At 35.2% G+C, this 17,233-nt stretch carries 16 protein-coding genes, 1 pseudogene and 1 other annotated feature; of the genes and pseudogenes, 8 read left to right on the top strand and 9 right to left on the bottom strand.

Features of this window, described 5'->3' with window-relative positions; genetic code table 11:
• Positions 1 to 10: 10 nt before the first annotated feature.
• The 4 genes and pseudogenes from NV349_RS11330 to NV349_RS11315 all read right to left on the bottom strand — a co-directional run.
• Positions 11 to 922 carry a DNA glycosylase gene (locus NV349_RS11330; RefSeq protein WP_271913500.1) on the bottom strand — a complete coding sequence of 304 codons (912 nt, stop codon included), beginning with the start codon at positions 920 to 922 and terminating at the stop codon, positions 11 to 13.
• Between the two features lie 543 nt (positions 923 to 1,465).
• On the bottom strand, positions 1,466 to 1,999 hold the full coding sequence (locus NV349_RS11325; protein WP_036126209.1) for a hypothetical protein: 534 nt from the start codon (positions 1,997 to 1,999) through the stop codon (positions 1,466 to 1,468).
• A 31-nt stretch (positions 2,000 to 2,030) separates the two neighbouring features.
• Positions 2,031 to 2,696, bottom strand: coding sequence for a hypothetical protein (locus NV349_RS11320; RefSeq protein ID WP_036126212.1), 666 nt, complete (start codon positions 2,694 to 2,696; stop codon positions 2,031 to 2,033).
• 177 nt (positions 2,697 to 2,873) lie between these two features.
• Positions 2,874 to 2,975, bottom strand: a pseudogene (locus NV349_RS11315) (hypothetical protein); the annotation flags it as partial.
• Positions 2,976 to 3,069: 94 nt separating this feature from the next.
• On the opposite strand from NV349_RS11315, the gene NV349_RS11310 reads away from it, so the two are divergent.
• The 4 genes from NV349_RS11310 (at position 3,070) to NV349_RS11295 (ending at position 5,875) form a co-directional block, all read left to right on the top strand.
• The gene (locus tag NV349_RS11310; protein ID WP_271913499.1) at positions 3,070 to 3,783 is read left to right on the top strand and encodes a 2OG-Fe(II) oxygenase; all 714 of its coding nucleotides are present in this window, start codon (positions 3,070 to 3,072) and stop codon (positions 3,781 to 3,783) included.
• A gap of 88 nt (positions 3,784 to 3,871) precedes the next feature.
• Positions 3,872 to 4,510 (top strand): bifunctional transcriptional activator/DNA repair enzyme AdaA, encoded by a 639-nt coding sequence (locus tag NV349_RS11305; protein WP_271913498.1) that lies wholly within the window; start codon positions 3,872 to 3,874, stop codon positions 4,508 to 4,510.
• Complete coding sequence (adaB, locus tag NV349_RS11300) at positions 4,494 to 5,027, top strand: methylated-DNA--[protein]-cysteine S-methyltransferase (RefSeq protein WP_271913495.1); 534 nt, start codon at positions 4,494 to 4,496, stop codon at positions 5,025 to 5,027. Before NV349_RS11305 ends, adaB begins: the two co-directional genes overlap by 17 nt.
• A gap of 29 nt (positions 5,028 to 5,056) precedes the next feature.
• On the top strand, positions 5,057 to 5,875 hold the full coding sequence (locus tag NV349_RS11295) for an SPL family radical SAM protein (protein ID WP_271913493.1): 819 nt from the start codon (positions 5,057 to 5,059) through the stop codon (positions 5,873 to 5,875).
• A 251-nt stretch (positions 5,876 to 6,126) separates the two neighbouring features.
• On the opposite strand, the gene NV349_RS11290 is transcribed toward NV349_RS11295, so the two are convergent.
• Together NV349_RS11290 and NV349_RS11285 are read right to left on the bottom strand one after the other, a co-directional pair.
• A complete protein-coding gene (locus NV349_RS11290; RefSeq protein WP_036126223.1) occupies positions 6,127 to 6,363 on the bottom strand; it encodes a DUF362 domain-containing protein in 237 nt (78 codons plus the stop codon).
• Positions 6,363 to 6,884, bottom strand: coding sequence for a YwhD family protein (locus NV349_RS11285; RefSeq protein ID WP_271913491.1), 522 nt, complete (start codon positions 6,882 to 6,884; stop codon positions 6,363 to 6,365). Before NV349_RS11285 ends, NV349_RS11290 begins: the two co-directional genes overlap by 1 nt.
• 574 nt (positions 6,885 to 7,458) lie before the next feature.
• Here NV349_RS11285 and NV349_RS11280 point away from each other — a divergent pair.
• From NV349_RS11280 to NV349_RS11270, 3 genes are all read left to right on the top strand, one after another.
• Positions 7,459 to 9,540, top strand: a complete 2,082-nt coding sequence (locus tag NV349_RS11280) for a serine hydrolase domain-containing protein (protein WP_271913489.1) — start codon at positions 7,459 to 7,461, stop codon at positions 9,538 to 9,540.
• A gap of 385 nt (positions 9,541 to 9,925) precedes the next feature.
• Entirely contained in the window at positions 9,926 to 10,276 is a 351-nt protein-coding gene (locus NV349_RS11275) for a PadR family transcriptional regulator (RefSeq protein ID WP_036126229.1), read from the top strand.
• A complete protein-coding gene (locus NV349_RS11270) occupies positions 10,263 to 11,261 on the top strand; it encodes an HAAS signaling domain-containing protein (RefSeq protein WP_036126232.1) in 999 nt (332 codons plus the stop codon). Before NV349_RS11275 ends, NV349_RS11270 begins: the two co-directional genes overlap by 14 nt.
• A gap of 100 nt (positions 11,262 to 11,361) precedes the next feature.
• On the opposite strand, the gene NV349_RS11265 is transcribed toward NV349_RS11270, so the two are convergent.
• Both NV349_RS11265 and NV349_RS11260 read right to left on the bottom strand, forming a co-directional pair.
• On the bottom strand, positions 11,362 to 12,240 hold the full coding sequence (locus NV349_RS11265; protein ID WP_271913487.1) for an epsilon-toxin family protein: 879 nt from the start codon (positions 12,238 to 12,240) through the stop codon (positions 11,362 to 11,364).
• Between the two features lie 1,222 nt (positions 12,241 to 13,462).
• Complete coding sequence (locus NV349_RS11260; protein ID WP_058843557.1) at positions 13,463 to 13,738, bottom strand: YqhV family protein; 276 nt, start codon at positions 13,736 to 13,738, stop codon at positions 13,463 to 13,465.
• A gap of 211 nt (positions 13,739 to 13,949) precedes the next feature.
• Positions 13,950 to 14,201: a binding site (T-box leader), on the top strand.
• Positions 14,202 to 14,279: 78 nt separating this feature from the next.
• Here NV349_RS11260 and NV349_RS11255 point away from each other — a divergent pair.
• The gene (locus NV349_RS11255) at positions 14,280 to 15,641 is read left to right on the top strand and encodes an amino acid permease (RefSeq protein ID WP_271913485.1); all 1,362 of its coding nucleotides are present in this window, start codon (positions 14,280 to 14,282) and stop codon (positions 15,639 to 15,641) included.
• A gap of 854 nt (positions 15,642 to 16,495) precedes the next feature.
• Here the strand turns inward: NV349_RS11255 and NV349_RS11250 are convergent.
• Positions 16,496 to 16,924, bottom strand: coding sequence for a HEAT repeat domain-containing protein (locus tag NV349_RS11250; protein ID WP_036126241.1), 429 nt, complete (start codon positions 16,922 to 16,924; stop codon positions 16,496 to 16,498).
• Positions 16,925 to 17,233: the final 309 nt, after the last annotated feature.

Raw genomic sequence — 17,233 nt, 5'->3', positions numbered from 1 at the left:
TTAAACTTATTTAGTAAAGGACACGCCATAAATAAAAGGTTGCGTAGGATTCCCAGTTTTTCCAAGGTATCAATAATTGCATGATTTCATCTTTTGTCGGCTTTCGATTCATATTTTGTAATAGTTTTATCGAATTAATAAGTCCTACATCATCGATTGGAAAGGCTGTTTGGAACCTCAGGCAGCGCATTAAAACATAATTGGCTGTCCAAGGGCCGATTCCTCGTATTTTCATTAAGCTTTTTTCAGCATCTTTAAAGTCCATTTCCATTAATTTTTCCCTCGATAATTCTCCACTTGCCATTAATTTCGCAATGCCAATGATATATTCACTTTTTTTCACCGTCATTTTAATATTTGCTAGGTCAGCAGGGGTTAATTGTGCAATTCGTTCGTATGAAGGGAACACCCAATATTTTTTACCATTCCATTCAATGAAATCGCCAAATTTTTCTACAAATTGCCTCTTTAAGGTGTACGCGAAGGCTAAGTTAATTTGTTGGCCTAAAACTCCCCAGCATAAAGCTTCAAATAAGTCGGGAATGCCGATTACTCGTAATCCATAAAATTTTTGGACAGGTATTTTAAGTAATGGGTCTGCTTTTGCCATTTCATAAAATGACGTTAAATCATTATCGAGATCAAACCATTCATGAATATATGTTACAATTTCTTGCCGCTTCCACTTTTCAATAGGTTTAGAATCATTTAGGAATTGAATCACCATTTGTTTATTATTGATTATGCTTATTTGTACTAAGGATTGAATTTTCCCAATTGTTATAACTTTTGTCATAATATTGTTCTCTATTTCGTACATGCATTCATTTTTTTCCCTTGTTAAATAACCTAGGTTAGCATTCATGTCGAAAATTGTAGGTAATGTAATAACAATATCATCATTGACTTCATACCATGTCACTTTTCATTCTCCTCGTCCTATTAAGAGTAATTTTACTTTATCACATCATAGCCCTTACTAATTTTGTTATCTTGCTCTTATATTCTCAACTCCTTATTTTTTTCTATTTATTTATCAGGTTATAGTGTTAATATGACGAGATATCGATATGGGGAAAGGTACCAACCATCTATCAAATGGTTTATAAACGAATGTGACAGTATTTTTCGGAAGATGAACTTTTCAATAGCGAAAAAAGTTACGAACCCTAGCGTGGATATTCATGTTGAAAGTAAAAAATTATGAATAAAGGGGTTTATGATCTACATTTGTTGACTTCTCGATTTCTCTTTCTTTGCTGCTTAAATTTTCCCATAGAAAAACAGCACCTCCAATTGTTAGTATGTGTCTAACAATCGGGGCGCAGCACCAACCAGCTTCAGGTTCCTTAATCTCTTTTTATTGTATCCTAGACATGGATATTATAAGACCAATTCTTTATATGCATCGTATATTTATATAGAATGCAGATATTGGATGTCACCATGATTTTGAATACATTTTCTATTTAAGTGAATCAATCGTTTTAAAAATTCTTGAATACAACTCTTGTATGTTTGAATTGTTCTCTTTATGATCGATAAGCTCATACCTCCAAGTTTCATACTTGATTTCTTTATCAGTTGAGGTATTTAAATAACCAGTTGCATAACTCAAGGGTTGGATGTCAATAAATGTATCATAATCCACTCCCTCATTGACAAAAGGAATGTGAGCCTTAGTTGATTGCATAAAGAACGTCGGAATTTCTAATTCATTATAAACAGTAACGTATTGGTCATCATCTGCTTCTGAAAGAAATTCTTTAGTTATAATTACAGCGTCTAAGTCGTCTGAAACTTTTTGTGTGTTTCCTTTCAAATCATCAAAAGTTATTTTTTCAAAGACAACTTTTTCCTCACTAAAATCAGGAAATGGACCGATAATCCCGACTTTTAAATCATTCCCATTATACATTTGGTTATTTGATATGTTAGTATCACAGCCGACTATTATCAAAAGAGTAGCTAGCATAATAATAGAAAGTATTTTTTTCATGGACCAGCCTCCTATAATGGAAAAAAATGGGTTAATAACCTAAAACATCACGTTTTGTTAGACCTGTTGTTAATGATGCATAAAAACTACTTGAAGAAGCAACAGAGTAGGATGCAGTGAAAATGTTTCCAACTCCTATTGTACCAGTATGAGTGGTTGAAGTTGAATTATAAAAATTTCCATTGATTAGGAATAAGAAATGTCCATTATGAAGTTCCACTTTGATTGTGCCTGAAAAAGAGATTGGATTAGCTACAAATTCTTGTAAAAGCGGTGCTTGGTTTGTATTAATATATTTTGGTGTGCCGCCTGAGCTACATATCTGTACATATACTTGTAAGAGGGGTCTGTAAGTTTTTCCGAAAATCGGGATTTCCGTATTTGTTCCAAACCATGAACAGGACTCTGCCTTGGGAGAAAAGGTATCAAGTTTGTTATATTCAGCTAATTTAGAGTAAGCTTCTTGAATTGTAACGCTTTTTATTTTTGCATATTGCTCAGCTACCTGTTGGTCTGATAATTCAACAGTAAACTCTTTATTTGAGTTAAGTAGGTCTTCCAATTCCTTTGAGTTAAGTGTTGTTCCATCTATTATCTCTAATGTTTTACTATCAACCCTTTCCGTAGCTTTTACTTCAGAACCAAAGAAAGATAAAAACAAAACGAATCCTAGAAAATAAATCAATGTTTTTCTCAAAAAAATCCCTCCATTTTTTGATGATTAATCTATTCAACCTAAATATATATATATAATAGAAAATACTGTCAATACATCTCTTGCTTATTGAAGAAAAGTGCATAAAGATATCTATGCTTTTCCGTATTTTTTAAAGAAGAGATTCAGTGATGTTTTATTATTTATTACGCTTACCTATACTAAGGTCCAAATTTCCCCCCTTGTTAGATCGCCTAGGTTTGCAATCATATCGAAAATTGTAGGTAATGTAATAACAATCACATCATAGCCTTTACTGATTTTGTTATCTTGCTCTTACATTCTCAACTCCTTATTTTTTTCTATTTATGAGGTTATAGTGTTAGTTATCAGGAATGTAAAGGAGGGTATAAAAATGGTCCAACATATAAAAACACGTGTTGAGAGCTTAGATTGGGAGACCATTCAACATGAATTAGATGAGCAAGGATTTGCAAAGCTTCCTGTGATTTTAACAAAGGAGGAGTGTGAATTCTTCATAGACATGTATGGTGTGGAAGAGTCATACAGAACGACAATCAATATGACGAGATATCGCTTTGGGAATGGGGAGTACAAATATTTTTCTTATCCATTACCTGACATCATCCAACATTTAAGAGAGGCTTTTTATTTGGCATTAGCAAAAACAGCTAATCGGTGGCTGAGCTATTTAAAGAAGACAGAACAGTATCCAGAACAACTTCAAGATTTTTTGAACACCTGTGAAGAGTATAATCAAACGAGACCAACACCTTTACTATTAAAGTATGAAACAGGCGGATTTAATTGTTTACATCAAGATTTATATGGTGATATATTTTTCCCGTTTCAAGTAGTATTTTTATTAAATCAACGAGATCAAGACTTTTGTGGTGGTGAATCTCTATTAGTGGAACAAATTCCGCGTGCTCAGAGTAGAGGGCATGTCATTACTTTAGAGCAAGGCAGTGCGCTAATCTTTCCTACTCACCATCGACCTGTTTTAGGTAAAAAAGGATATTACAAAAATAGGGTTCGTCACGGAGTAAGCACAGTTACTGCTGGAGAACGCTACGGACTTGGAATCATTTTTCACGATTCTAAGTAAAAATTAAACTTCAATATCTTGCTATTCTATTCCTAGAATTGTCCATTCTGAATTTATAGAGAGTATATTGTAAGGAGAGGTGAGATAAATGTCGGATAGTATCGATAACGGACATCGAGAGAGCCATCATCCTAGAATGATAAATGAAGTAGAAATGATAACAGAGGAAAAGTGGCAAGCCATTATAAATAATGATGCAGCGTACAATAACCAATTTTTCTACGCTGTAAGGTCGACAGGGATATTTTGTAAACCATCCTGTAAATCTCGCGTTCCGAAAAAAGAAAATGTATGCATTTTTTCAAACGCAGAACAAGCCCTCCAAGCAAATTTTCGCCCTTGTAAACGTTGCAAGCCCACTAATGAAAATCTGCCTGATAGCGAGTGGGTGGATGTAATTACGGAATACATTGATAAAAATTTCACAGAAAAATTAACGCTAGAATCGTTAGCAAATATTTGTCATGGAAGTCCGTATCATATGCATCGAACATTTAAAAAGATCAAAGGCATGACGCCAGTTGAATATATACAGGAAGTTAGAGTACACGTAGCTAAAAAGTATTTGATTCAGTCAAATAAAGCGATTGGAGATATTGCTTTATGTGTGGGGATGGCTAATACGCCTTATTTTATTACTTTATTTAAAAAGAAAACGGGACAGACGCCAGCACAATTTCGTCAAATGAGTAAAGTGGAGGAGAAGTACAATGGAAACAAAGAATAATTCAAGTCTATATTGGTCTTTACTAAAGTTTAAGGATTGGCAATTATATATTGCGTCAACTTCAAAGGGGCTTGTCTTTGTAGGTTCACAGAACAAACCATTCGAGGAATTAGTCGAATGGGCAAAAAAACGCTTTCCAGGAAGTACTCTTGTGGAAAATGATGAAATGCTTGCACCTTATGTTGTTGAAATTACTCAGTATCTAGAAGGAAAACGGAAAACCTTTACTGTTCCATTTGAGTACGTAGGTACGCCATTTCAGCAAGCCGTCTGGGATGCACTTTGTGAAATTCCTTATGGGCAGACGAAATCCTATTCCGATATTGCCAATGCTATAAATAAACCAGCTGCTGTTCGTGCTGTAGGAGCGGCTATTGGGGCTAATCCAGTATTACTTACGGTACCGTGCCATCGCGTAACAGGGAAGAATGGCTTTTTAACTGGCTATCGGGGTGGATTAGAAATGAAGACATTGCTCCTGGATCTTGAAAAGCGAGCTTCATCAAATAATGAATAATTATTGCTGTACAATGAATGGGGGCCATTATGAAACATGAAATATTCTATAAAAATCCGAAAACCATTCTAAATAAAGGAACTGGCTTTCTGTCTGGCTATACGCATTCACTAAATCCCTATACAGGCTGTTCATTTGGCTGTTCCTATTGTTATGTTCGCGAAATGCCTGTATCTCTTTTCAGGGAAGGTGAGTGGGGGCATTGGGTCGATGTTAAAAACGGAGCTGCGCATGTATTACAAAAGGAACTCCATCGGGCCAAAGCAAAAGGGAATGTAACCATTTTTATGTCATCAAGTACAGATCCGTATCAACCAATAGAGCATAAGGAAAAAGTGACGCGATCTTTACTTGAAGTTATGGTAGAAGATCCCCCTGACTTCCTATTAGTACAGACTAGAAGCCCACTTGTAAGTCGAGATATCGATTTACTGCAACTTTTAAAAGATAAAGTACGGGTAAGTATGACCATAGAGACGGATAGGGAAGATATTCGCAAGCATTTTACGCCCTATGCTCCACCTATTTCAGCAAGGCTTAAAACACTCCAACAGCTTGCTGAATTTGGTATTCCTGCACAGGTTGCCATCGCACCCTTACTACCAAGTACTGAGCGATTTGCAGAAATATTGCGTCCCTTGGTTAACCGAGTATGTATTGACGATTATTTTATGGGGGACGGACGCGGTGGTAAACGCACACACAAGATGGACTTACAGGCGTTATATAGAAAACTGGAAATGGAAGAATGGTATCATCCATCCGTCTATCAAATGGTTTATAAACGAATGAGGCAGTATTTTTCGGAAGAAGAACTTTTCATTAGCCAGAAGGGTTTTGAACCCTAGCGTTAAGATGGGTAAAAGGAAACCAGCATTTTTTAATATTTTTCCTTATTGTTGTACCTAATAAGCGAACCACAATTAGTTTGCAGGTATTGTAAATAGCCATATAAAAAAGTCGATTTCTTATTGTCTAGGAATTCGACCTTTTTTAGATAGGAAATTGCTTAGCATAATATTGTAAAGGGGAAAAAATCTGGAGGGTGTTTTGGGCAAACGGCACTATTATGATATGAAGTATAAAATCCTAATCCATTTTAGTTTCGAAAATGATTGAGAGCTAGCAGGGTTGCTGAATCATATTCAGCAGGCAATTCATCTTCAAAAAAAATAGCTTCTACTGGACAAACTAATTCACAAGCTCCACAATCAATACAAATATCAGGATTAATTACATATTGGGTATCTGTCATAACAATGCAATTTACTGGACAGACATCCAAACAGACAGCCGCTTTTTCATCTCTACATAATTCTGTAATTACAAATGCCATTATAAATCCTCCCATCCAGACAATTGTTGTTTTAATTCTTCAGGTGAGTATTTCCAATAGTCTTCATTAAATTCAGATAAAAACTGATAAAGTAGTTTTTTTGAATTACTATCTACATGTTTCAAGAGAACTTTCCCTTTAAGTGCCTTATCTAAATAATTTACTTGTTCTGGCAAAGATTTATAGCCAAGTTTAATACGTCGTACTTCTTTTGATACCCGTACTTCACTTGCAGTACATCCCGCATAATAAGGACCATTTTGAGAAATTTGAATAGCTACCCAAACTATCCAATAACGATAATAATCGTCACTAGCATGAGCTAAATCAGAGGAAAAACGAACTTTTTTCTCGATTATACTTCGTCCATGTAAGGCTTCTAAATCTATAAACACCTGTTCTTTTTCACAATCTATAATAATCGACGTTACATTATTTAAATCAAGGGTTCCTACTCCGTAACCGCCATCTCCGTCTGTTGAATCGTTACTTAAAATTGTAAAATGCATTTTCTTTTTCATAGAAATCACCTCGACACACTTTTATATCCCTTCATTAATAAATGTTTAATACAATGCCCCAATTTAGAAACATCAATGATTGACAGATAAATTTAGTCAACGGTCTGAATATTTGCATAAAGCTAAAACGACATGAGAAAATCATTGGACTTTAATTTATACAGATTGATAATTTTTCTGATGCCAATAGAACAAACGCATTACGTATAGTTTTGTACAAATAAATGTACTTGAACGTTTTAGTAGTATTTTTTATCTATACGTAATGGTTGTCTAGGATTTTTCCTAATACTTTTATAGTTAAAAAGTATAAATAAAATATACAATTTATCTCATTACTTGTCTTCAGACTAACGTCTGAAATGTTATGTACTGGTAAATTAACTATAATACAGTTATTCATCCTTTAATAAATGAAAGGCAGTTGCTATAAATTTTCCCTTTTGTTTACTTTATTTTTCCTAAATTTGGTTTTATTGAAGTATACTGCTAATAAGGACAACAAAGAGAACTCTTTGGTCCAAATAACCGTAAGCGATGAAATCAATTGCTTATCTAAGGAGGAAATTCTGTTATGAAAAGTAAACTATCTGGGGTATTAGCTGCTACATTAGCGCTAACGATGTTCCTGCCAACAGGGGCAATGGCGTTTTCTAACAATAAGACTACAGTTGTAGCTAATCAAGTTGTAGCTAATCAAAAACTGGAGAAGATTGCAGCAGAGAAGGCTGCGTTACTCACGGAATCCTATGGGACGGCTAGCGTGCAATATGCGTTAATTGATAATGGCAAGCTAATTTTGTCGGGTCAGAAAGGCAAGGACAATTTAAAAGGGGAACAGTCTCTAACCAAAGATACTCAATATGGAATTGGATCGGTCAGTAAAGTGTATACAGCAGCGGCTATGATGAAATTGGTCGATGAAGGAAAAGTCGATTTAGATACTCCTGTTGTTAACTATCTTCCTGATTTTAAGATGGAGGATGAACGATACAAACGCATTACACCGCGTATGCTGTTGAACCATTCCTCCGGCTTACAAGGAACTGTGTATAGTAATGCAATTTTATTTAAAGATAATGATACCTATGTCCATGATACCTTGTTACAGCAGTTGTCAAACCAGAGCTTAAAGGCAGACCCTGGCGCGTTCTCAGTATACTGTAATGACGGCTATACGCTGGCCGAGATTTTGGTGGAAAGAGTTAGCGGTATGAGCTTCACCGAATTTCTACATCAACGTTTTACAGAGCCCCTAGAGCTTAATAATACGAAAACACCGCAGGATAAATGGGCAGACGATATACGGGCTGGACTTTATTTTCCATCCTATCAAGGGCAACTTCCTATTGAATCAGTGAATTTGATTGGTTCGGGAGGGATTTCTTCGACAGCAGAAGATATGGTAAGGTTCTCACAATTGTTTATGGGACTGGGAAAAGAGATTCTCTCTGAGAAGGCAGTCAAGGCTATGGAGCAAGAGGAATATAAAAAAGGAATGTGGCCAGAGGATGGAGATAATATTTTCAACTATGGTCTTGGATGGGATAGTGTGAAACTATATCCATTTAGTGAATATGGGATAAAGGGTTTGGCTAAGGGCGGTGACACAATATTACAACATGCGACACTGGTCGTTCTACCAGAACAGAAGATGGCCGCTGCTGTGGTGTCATCCAGCGGTAGTAGTGTTACAAATCAACTGATGGCGACTGACTTACTGCTTGCTGCACTTAAAGAGAAGGGCACAATTAAGGATATTAAGCCAAACAAATCCTTTGGCAAGCCAGTAACGACTCAGATGCCTCAAGATCTAGTAGAGAAAGCAGGCTTTTACGGGAATAGTTTCAGTCATTTCAAACTTGAAATTATGAAGAACGGAAAACTGTTCTTATCCCTTAATCCCGAAGAAAAGTATGTATATACTGCGGACGGAAGCTTTATTAATGAGGAGGGTACATCCAAGCTCAACTTTGTCACTGAGAAGAACGGACGTACTTATTTAAAAGAGAGCACCTATCAAACAGCACCAGGTTTTGGGCAAGTTGCGATGACTCAATATTTAGCTGAGAAGCTTGAAGACAATGTACTATCGAAGGAGACTGCTGCTGCATGGAAGAAACGGGAGGGCGTGAAGTTCTATCTTGTGAACGAAAAATATAGTTCTGCTCAATATCTCGTACCAATGCTGCTTACCAAACAAATTAATCGTCAGGAAGACCTAGCGGGCTATTGGGAGGGCAGAAAAATTATAGGTCCAAACATGTCGGCGCATCAGCTTCAAATCCCAGTGATGAATGGCCGTGATATGACAGAGACTCGTTTCTATACGGAAGGCGGGAATGAATATATGGAAATGTCCGGATTTTTATACGTAAGTGGAACTAACGTAAAACCGCTTTATACAGGGCAGTCATCCAAAGTAACTTTGCAAGCAAAAGGACATGCGAAATGGTTTACGATCCCACAAGCGATAGCTGGGAAAACAATGAACGTGGAATTGTCATCGAACAGTTCGTTTGCGGTTTATGATGAGAAGGGCGTATGCGTGAATTTTACCGTTGTAAGCGGCAATAACAAAGTAAAGCTACCGAAGAATGGAACGGTTGTATTTGCTGGTGCGCCGAACTCGGAGTTTGCTATCACACTGAACTAACTATGGACTTCCACAAAAATGTTTAATATTGACTAGATGAAGCCAGGACGATCCGAATCACGTATGCTATTTATCTATCATTTCTATAATTTTATATAAAGACTGATCATTTTAAACTAAGCTCGACTATCTTATGCAACAATTCGGCAAGTTTTGTGTAGCAGTCAAAGCCCAATTTCTCTCCTACAATTCAGAGAAATTGGGCTTTTTTAGTTTTCTTAACAAAGAATATAAACATTGTTTTTATGCACTCTTTTAAATCATTTTCATGTTATTTCTTACAAGGGTATTTGAATTTGCTTGTTGTTGTAACAATAATAGTGTACGATACATAGTATAAGTTATACAGTGTATGTCATATAGTAAGTGGAATTGAGGTGAGTGAATGAGTACGTTACTGAATTCATTAACGACAGAACTTAGGAGAGGAACGCTGACATTAGCCGTTTTAAGTCAATTACGAACACCCCAGTATGGGTATTCACTTGTTCAATTATTAGAGGAAGCGGGCATTAACATCGATCAAAGTACCTTATATCCATTGCTTCGCCGTTTAGAAAAACAAGAGTTAGTGACGAGCAGCTGGGATACATCAGAGAGTAGACCGCGTAAGTATTATGTATTAAGTGACTATGGATTAGAGGTATTTTTGCAATTAAAAAGAGAATGGATTAACAATTCAAAAGAACTTTATGAGTTATTACAAGGAGATGATGATCAAGATGAATCTGACTGAGATTTATATTCAAGAGGTCACTCGGAGGCTGCCTGAAAAAAATCGTGAGGATATCGCACTTGAGTTACGATCAACCATTGAGGATATGCTACCTGACGATTACAGTGAGGATGATGTAAAGGATGTACTTGAAAAATTAGGGAACCCAGCAGCATTAGCGAGTGGTTATCGAGATCAACCAATGCATTTAATTGGTCCACGCTATTTTGATGTATATTTATCGTTATTAAAAATGATTGTCCCAATTGCCGCTGTCATTGCGTTAATTTCGATTATTGCCGAATACTTTATTGGTTTTGGTGGGGAAGAAGTGATTATTAATGCCGTCCTCACGATTATGGGTGAAGGAATATGGAGAATCATCGAAGTAGGAATACATGTCTTTTTCTGGCTAACACTCGTATTCGTCATTATTGAACGAACAGATAAAGGAAAAGATCAGCATCCGTTGTCAGCAAGCCTAACAAAATGGACCCCTGAAGATTTGAAAAACATTATTTATATTCCAAAGAAAAAAGCGATTACGAAGCTTGAAGTATTTGGCTATTTAATGTGGACGGCGATTTGGGCAACTCTTTATTTTTATGCAAATCACCTTGTAGGTATATATGAAGGCGGTGGTGATGGCCTCAACTTCGTAATGCCAGCTTTCAATCAGGATGTTTTACTTCGTTATTGGCCAATTGTTATCGCTGTCATCGCTCTCGAAATTGGGTTAGCTCTCTACAAATTATTGAAAGGACAATGGACGAAAAAAATGGCAATCTTTAATACTATTGTTGAGCTTTTCGCAACCGTTGTATTCATTGTTATCTTAAGCAATCCAAATTTAATGAACCAAGAATTTATAACGTACATGAGTAAATTATTTACCATAACAACTAAGCAATTGGAAATATGGATAGTCGTCGGCGTCATCATCGTATTCATTTTATCTGCAACACTCAGTATCTTCGATGGATTCCGTAAGGCTCGAATCCGTTAATTCATTTTTGTTTATAAAAGAGTAGTTAGTTATTCCAAAATAGAACTACTTAAAAAAGGTGGGATGCCATAGGAATCCCATCTTTAAGTAAAGTTTAATATTATTTTAAAGAAAATTCTCTGACGTCTATTATTCTTGCAGATGCTTCCCCATATGTTATGTCATATGTTATGGCAAAAAAATCTGCCCCATGAATTAAGTTAAATTTCCCACTCCCTATTGCCCGTACTCGATCTGGGTCTTTTGGAGATCTAATTAGCCCATAAGTGTTACTAGCTAAATCAAGACCAGCACCAATTGAAATTACTGTCCCAGAAGATTCAGCTTTTATACCTGTAATAGCATCTGCATAAATTTCAACATTTCCAGAGATAGATACCTGATTTAAGTATACATCTGTTCTAGTTTTTGTATATGGTGGTACTGGAATAGATTGTGGAGTTGCTGTGTAAGTTGTAGTCACACTTTTTGTGGTAGAATCAGTATTAGAAAAATTATACTCAAGCGTCGTTTTAATTTGCCCTTCAGTTACTAAGGGAATTCCAACTTTACCTGATGCTTCAAAGGCTGTCTTAAAACCGTGTAGGGTTTGAGTAGTTGTTGAATCTGTAATTGATTTACTAAAAGAGCTAGTATTATAGGTTATTAGTCGATCAGTTCTATTTTCAAATGTATTTGAACCAATAAACAGCGGAACGACACTAGTAACATTAGTGTTCTCTATATTTATCCCCGAAACATCAACACTTTCTCCAAACATATAAGGAAAACGATTATATGGTAAAAAGCCAAAAAGTGGTGGGATACTAGCTATCATATTATCAATTTTTTTATCAATATCTTCGATTGATACACCTTGTTGTTTAATAATATTATGGGTATTTTCAGGAATTTCAGTAGCCTTTGCTGTATATATATTACCGGTTACAAACAAAAAGCTTGTCATCATAGCACACAAAATTATCTTGTTACTTTTCATTTTTCTTCACTCTCCAATATCTCATTTTTTAATTCTTGAAGCGTCCAATTTTATAATGATTAATTTGCCCTACTCTAGATGATGCTACAGTAAGTGCTGTTTTTTCCTTTCACGAAGATAATAATATCAATCACATAATTAAGCAAATATGCTGTTAATGTAGCTAAATACATCTAAATCAAGCATATTTACACTATATATTTATATTGAAATTATAAAAAAATATGTAAAAGGGGAGTTTGGTACTATGTTTTATACTTTTAAGAAACCACGAGACTCATTTTTTGTCACAAAAAATGTATAAAACATATAAGAAATTACAAATGAAATAGTGGCATTATCAGGGGATGAACCTTTATAGGACATACTCATGGGTAATGACAAAATATGTTGAATTTTAATTGTCTGACACTCAAAATACTAGATGAGCATTGCTTATAAATTTGTCCGAAAGTTCTTGTCCATTTACAATATACAGATGTCATGTACATAAGAGAATTTGATTGTAAGCAAGACTCTTCTCACTGCAAAATAACTTTAGTTTACATAATAATTATCATTTAATCTAGATTCTCCTTAAGATGAATTAAATATTCAACGTAACAATTAATAGCACTTTCAATTGTCAGACAAAATCTAACCTAAGCTAAAACAAGAAAAGAAGTACTAGAAGAGTTTTGTGTATATAAGAGGTAGAGGTCAGGGATTGTATCGCAGAAGTTTAATTTACTGGAATCAATAATTTAAGGGGATTTTGGCACTAGGCAAGATGCAGAGTACACTGACAAAGACAAAGATAGAAGAACTTATTTATCTACATGGGTAGAGGTCAAGAAATATTGTTGATCGTTGTTAAGCTGAAAGAAATTGCTTTATAGATACATTCTTTATTCAAGTAGAAAACTGCCTGATGCAGTGTAATGTTACTAAACAATCTGACAATAGAAATTAGAAAAGGGTCACTGAGTTACGGTGACCCTGAATGAGGGAGGTTGTGGCGGTCAACCAACGCCACAACCGAATAAGTGCGTGCGATACACTTAATATAAATTTGTGCAGGTAGTGGTTACTTATACATAAAAAAAAAACGCAGCGTCGTCACACGCTACAGCAAACTAAATAATCTAAAAGATATTGTTTAAAAAGGGCGAAAAGGTATGCCTCATAAATGTGATGTTTGTAAGAAAGAGTTTAATTAGCATTAGAACGCGGAGTGTCTATATTACTTAATATGTGAGCTAATAATAATAAGTGTTATTCCCGTAAATAAGCAAATGATTCTCGTCACAGGAATTTTATCAGCTAGTCCAAATAGTGCAATTGCTGTCGTTACGATTAAAGCTGTTGGACCAACCAATGCAAGCATTGTATTAATATAGAATGCTTTTTCTAAATTATTCAACTTTAGCATCAATAAGCCAGCACTTACTTCAATACTTCCAGACAATACACGTAAAATAACCATAGCAAGAACCGATTTTTCAATAATTGTCATCATCCTATCTTTATAGATAATTCTCGCATATATTATAAATCCTTCTTAGGATCATAATAGACTTCTGTTTTAATGAAATATTAAAATCAATATATGTATGATTCATATCAAATATTCTTGTTATATTATGCTTTATAGCTTTAATTGAAAAATTTTATTGACAAAATATTTTTTTTGTGTAAAATGAAAAATAATTCAAAAATATTTGTATAGAACAAAGGCTATGAAAAGAAATAGTATCAATTATTTTTACGAACAGAAAGTTACCGGTTGATGAGAGGTGCATGTAAAACGATTGGGAATTCATCTTGGAGCTGCGTACCGAAAAGATTATTCTAAGTAGGCTACGTCGGTAAGCACCCGTAATCATGTGCGAGAGTATCGTCAAATGACCGTACTTCTTAAGGTAAGTAATGTGAATTGCTTATAAATTAAAGGTGGTAACACGAGTTGAATCGTCCTTTTGGTTAATCCAAAAGGGCGTTTTTTTATTCCTTTTTTGAGCAAGTATTTGAAAATCTAAACGTATTAGGAGTAAGACATTATGAAAGATAATCATCAAGATTCACAGCTAAAGCGCGGATTAAGTACTCGTCACATGCAATTAATTGCACTTGGTGGATCCATTGGGGTCGGTTTATTTTATGGCTCTAGTTCAACAATTCAAATGGCTGGACCATCTATTCTACTAGCTTATTTAATTGGTGGATTAGTTATTTTCACAATTATGCGTGCATTAGGAGAAATGGCAGTAGAGGAACCAGTATCAGGCTCGTTCAGCACGTACGCGAATAAATATTTAGGACGCTTTGCGGGGTTCTTATCCGGTTGGACGTATTGGTTCATGTGGATTGTCGTTGGCATGGCAGAATTAACAGTAGTCGGTGTATACATTAACTACTGGTTCCCTGATATTCCACAATGGGTAACTGCTCTTGTAGTCCTTGTTATTATGACGCTTGTAAACCTAGCAAATGTAAAAGCTTACGGAGAATTCGAATTCTGGTTTGCGATGATTAAAGTTGTTGCGATTATCGGTATGATCGTTCTAGGATTAGCCATTATTTTCTTCGGTGTTGGCAACCATGGTGAAGCAATTGGCTTCGATAATTTATGGGCACACGGTGGCTTCATGCCAAACGGTTTCCATGGTATTTTAATGTCACTAGTATTGGTTATGTTCTCATTTGGTGGGGTTGAATTAGTTGGTATTTCTGCAGGCGAAGCTGAAAATCCTAGCAAATCCATTCCTTCAGCTATTAACAATATCGTTTGGCGTATTTTAATTTTCTATATTGGTGCATTAGGCGTTATGATGGTTATTTATCCTTGGAATGAAGTTGGTTCAGAAGGTAGCCCGTTCGTTCAAATTTTCGATTATGTCGGCATCCCTGCTGCGGCTCACATTATTAACTTTGTTGTTATTACAGCAGCAATGTCTGCATTTAATAGTGGTTTATACGGTTCAGGGCGTATGCTACACAACTTATCGGTACAAAAAAATGGTCCGAAATATTTTAAAACAGTAAGCAAAAACGGTAGTCCGCATAGAGGCGTTTTATTTTCTTCAGCGGTATTATTAATGGCGGTTGTCTTAAACTATATAGTACCTGAAAAAGTGTTTATCTATATTTCTGCTGTTGCGACGGTTGCAGTCATTACAAGCTGGATGATTATTTTATTAGCACAATTGAGATTTAGAAAGTCAAAAACGAAAGAGGAAGTAGCTGAACTGAAATTCAAAATTCCGCTTTATCCACTTTCTACGTACATTGCCATTGCATTCTTATTAATGGTTATTGTGTTAATGGCGTTTATTCCAGATATGCGTGTTGCTCTATATGTCGCCCCAGTTTGGTTTTTAATTTTATTTATTGGATACAAAGTAATAAATATTAAAAAGTAGTTGAATCATTGCATTTAAATGATACTTCTTCAACGGAGACAGTCCTTTTAGTTTGCTTGATTGGTTACACCTATCTCAAGATTAATAATTTTTATCCACTAGTAAACGTTTAATAACAATATTAAATGAAAGTTTGGAAAGAAACCGAAATCCAAGAAATGCTGTTAAACTAACATTTCTTGGATTTTCCTTTGAATATTGTTTATACAGCTTTTTATGCAAAGGGCTACGATAGTAATTATGCAGAGTGTGTTATCTGAATAAAAACCTGTAATTTGACGCTTTAAAACTGCATTTTTTAATCCTTCCTATCCTTCAATTACAACTCTTTTATAAAATGGTTGTAAAAAGAAATTGGAGGGGTTCTATGGATGATAGGTTATCCTTTTTTAATATATTGATAAATAATAGCTCTCTAAAAATGGAGGCTAATTGATTAATTTCTAAGAAAATTTTAAATGTCATCTGCCAACATTTTTTGAACTAGCAACGACTTCAAGTTGGGTAGGGTAGGGTAGGCAACCATCTTTTTCTTTATTATTGTACTAACGGGGCAGTTTAGTTGAAGAGTGTTGTTTAACTTGTTACTCCATAACAATTTTCTTGAGTAACATATTTAAAGAAAATTGTTATGGAGTAATGAAATTGTGAAGATTTTCACTTAAATTAAAGGAGCAAATTAGTTTAATAAGGTGTTTGTTTTATCATTAAACAATAAAGAAGATAGATGATCAAAGAAAAGAAGTAATACAAGTTAATATTAGTTTCGATGAACCGCAGCGTAAGATAAGAAAAAGCCATTCCCTCCACAAGTGGAGAGAATGACTTTCCTTCATAAATCGCAAAACTACTGATTACAATTTTGCCCAACGTTCCTCTAACCAGTTCATAAATTGTACACCTTTATCGCCTTCATACGCATCAAAGACATCTAAACGCATACGTTTTAGTTTATCCGCAAAGTCTGCCACTGTATGATCCTTCGGCAAGCTCTTTTTAACCCGCAGGAAAATTTTGTCTGTTCCTTTGATAATATCAAAACGTGCAGGTGATGGCTTCTCTACGTCTTCGCCAAGCGCCGCAAGTGCTTCATAGGCTGCTACTTGCACCTTGTAGACAGTATCATGTTGCATACGATTTATTAATAAATCTATGATTTTGTCATGTTGATAAGCCGATAACTTTTCGACTGCGTCTAAACGCTCTCGCCAGCTAGACGTATAATTTGCCTGTTTTTTTAATGTTTCATACTGCTCAGGTAATGCTGTTTCAAACTGTTTCAAATAATTGCACCTCTTTTTTTAACTAGAGGAAAAATGAATTCTTTTTCTTCTGCTTCTCTTATTATACGTTGTCTTAATGAAAATAGCGATAAATCGCTGGTAAGGATATATATATAGAAACTAATTACATTAAGAAAAGAAGGTGAACCTTATTATAATTATGTACTATCTTAAACTAACGAGGGCTTTAATTTAAGAAGACATCTGCTTAGGATCTTCCACAATGGGGCGCTGTTTTTGCGCTACATGGATGGCTAACGGAATAATGGAATTAAGATAAAAAATGCCAAGTTCAATTTTAGTATCGAG

It is taken from the genome of Lysinibacillus sp. OF-1, assembly GCF_028356935.1.
GTDB classification, from domain to species: Bacteria; Bacillota; Bacilli; order Bacillales_A; family Planococcaceae; genus Lysinibacillus; species Lysinibacillus fusiformis_D.
The sequence above is the reverse complement of the archived record's forward strand: the minus strand, read 5'-3'. Positions and strand labels throughout refer to the sequence as shown.

What these genes read in the sequence shown, in the direction of transcription:
- NV349_RS11290 (WP_036126223.1), bottom strand. Translation starts at nt 6,363, where the DNA reads ATGGCATTTGTAATTACAGAATTATGTAGAGATGAAAAAGCGGCTGTC.
- NV349_RS11325 (WP_036126209.1), bottom strand. Translation starts at nt 1,999, where the DNA reads ATGAAAAAAATACTTTCTATTATTATGCTAGCTACTCTTTTGATAATA.
- NV349_RS11275 (WP_036126229.1), top strand. Translation starts at nt 9,926, where the DNA reads ATGAGTACGTTACTGAATTCATTAACGACAGAACTTAGGAGAGGAACG.
- NV349_RS11270 (WP_036126232.1), top strand. Translation starts at nt 10,263, where the DNA reads ATGAATCTGACTGAGATTTATATTCAAGAGGTCACTCGGAGGCTGCCT.
- adaB (WP_271913495.1), top strand. Translation starts at nt 4,494, where the DNA reads ATGGAAACAAAGAATAATTCAAGTCTATATTGGTCTTTACTAAAGTTT.
- NV349_RS11265 (WP_271913487.1), bottom strand. Translation starts at nt 12,240, where the DNA reads ATGAAAAGTAACAAGATAATTTTGTGTGCTATGATGACAAGCTTTTTG.
- NV349_RS11280 (WP_271913489.1), top strand. Translation starts at nt 7,459, where the DNA reads ATGAAAAGTAAACTATCTGGGGTATTAGCTGCTACATTAGCGCTAACG.
- NV349_RS11255 (WP_271913485.1), top strand. Translation starts at nt 14,280, where the DNA reads ATGAAAGATAATCATCAAGATTCACAGCTAAAGCGCGGATTAAGTACT.
- NV349_RS11260 (WP_058843557.1), bottom strand. Translation starts at nt 13,738, where the DNA reads ATGATGACAATTATTGAAAAATCGGTTCTTGCTATGGTTATTTTACGT.
- NV349_RS11285 (WP_271913491.1), bottom strand. Translation starts at nt 6,884, where the DNA reads ATGAAAAAGAAAATGCATTTTACAATTTTAAGTAACGATTCAACAGAC.
- NV349_RS11305 (WP_271913498.1), top strand. Translation starts at nt 3,872, where the DNA reads ATGTCGGATAGTATCGATAACGGACATCGAGAGAGCCATCATCCTAGA.
- NV349_RS11295 (WP_271913493.1), top strand. Translation starts at nt 5,057, where the DNA reads ATGAAACATGAAATATTCTATAAAAATCCGAAAACCATTCTAAATAAA.
- NV349_RS11310 (WP_271913499.1), top strand. Translation starts at nt 3,070, where the DNA reads ATGGTCCAACATATAAAAACACGTGTTGAGAGCTTAGATTGGGAGACC.